Below are 1,426 nucleotides of genomic sequence, written 5' to 3' on the forward strand. Positions count from 1 at the left end.
GAACTGGACGGCGCGGTCGCGACCGTCACGCTCGCCCGGCCCGAGCGGCGCAACGCGATGACCTTCGCCACCTGGCGGATGCTGGCGGCCATCGGCCGCGCGCTGCCGCGCGAGGTGCGGGTGGTCGTGCTGCGCGGCGACGGGCCGTCGTTCTCGGCCGGCATCGACCTGTCGATGTTCTCCGGCGGCGAGGGCGGGTTCCCGTTCGGCGCCGACGACGAGGCCGGCGACGCGTTCATCGCCGAGCTCCAGGAGGGCTACACCTGGCTGCGCGACCCGTCGATCGTCACGGTCGCCGCGGTGCACGGCCACGCGATCGGCGGCGGATTCCAGCTCGCGCTGGCCTGCGACATCCGGATCGCCGCCGAGGACGCCCGGTTCTGCATGAAGGAGCCCGCGCTCGGTCTGGTGCCGGACCTGACCGGCACCAAGCCCCTGGTCGAGATCGTGGGCGTCAACCGGGCGCTGGAGCTGTGCCTCACCGCCCGCACCATCGACGCCGCCGAGGCCGCCCGGCTCGGCATCGTCGAGCGGATCGCCCCGACCGGCGGGCTGGACGCGGCGGTGGCGGCCCTGACGGCCGAGCTGCTCGCGGTCAACGCGGACGCTGCCGTCGCGACCAAGCGGCTGCTGCTGGCGGCCCCGCAGAACACCCTGGACGAGCAGCGCGCCGCCGAGCGCCGCGAGCAGCTCGTCCGGCTGCGCGAGCTGGCCGCCGCCTTCCGCGCCTGAGCCCGCGCCGGGCGCCCGGAAGCCGGGAAGGAACGTTCCACTTCCCATTCGGTCAAGACGAGAAAAATCCGCCGTGCGGACGGCGCGCCCGTCCGCACGGCGGAGCCATTCTTGCGGGAGATCCGGATTCCGGCCAGTCCTGAGCGAAGATTCCGGATATTTCAGTTACCGCAGCGAAGTATCACTCCCCGGTGCGACCGGCAGCAGGACGCGGCTCGTCCCCGGCCGGACGGTGACCGCGGTGCCCGCCGGGTAGCGGAGCGTGTAGTCGTAGTCGGTGGACAGGATGATCACGCCGAGCCGGTGCCCGGCCTTGACCGTGTAGTCGGTCGGCTGCATGTCCCAGCGGAAGGAGTAGGTCTTCCCGGGCGTGAGCGGCACGCTGCGGGAGATCGAGCTCCGGTTGCGGGCGTCCAGCCAGCCGCGCGTGATGATCTTGTAGGGGGCCGTCTGAGTGGCCAGCTCCTGCCGGAGGGTGCAGCCCTCGTCGCCGGGGACGCTCTGGCCGTAGCAGACCTTGTCGGTCGTGGTGACCCGGGCGCCGGTGGGCCGCGTGTCGGTGCCGTAGTCGACCAGCAGCGCGGTCAGGTAGGGCGACGGGCCGTTCAGCGAGGCCCGGATGTCGGCCTTCGGGATGCCGTCCACCCGCAGCGGCCGCGTCAGCGGCCCGGTCAGGTACGCCAGCCGGTTCGGG

The 1,426-nt window shown here is 72.9% G+C and carries 2 protein-coding genes; one reads left to right on the top strand and one right to left on the bottom strand.

Annotated elements, in window-relative coordinates:
- Positions 1–732 (top strand): enoyl-CoA hydratase/isomerase family protein (locus AB0J52_RS40550; RefSeq protein WP_500188533.1); only part of this gene is annotated, 732 nt, incomplete at its 5' end.
- Positions 733–897: 165 nt separating this feature from the next.
- Here the strand turns inward: AB0J52_RS40550 and AB0J52_RS40555 are convergent.
- Positions 898–1,426 (bottom strand): CocE/NonD family hydrolase C-terminal non-catalytic domain-containing protein (locus AB0J52_RS40555; protein ID WP_500188535.1); only part of this gene is annotated, 529 nt, incomplete at its 5' end.

Origin of the sequence: Spirillospora sp. NPDC049652 (genome assembly GCF_040675125.1) — a bacterium.
Classification (GTDB): Bacteria; Actinomycetota; Actinomycetes; order Streptosporangiales; family Streptosporangiaceae; genus Spirillospora.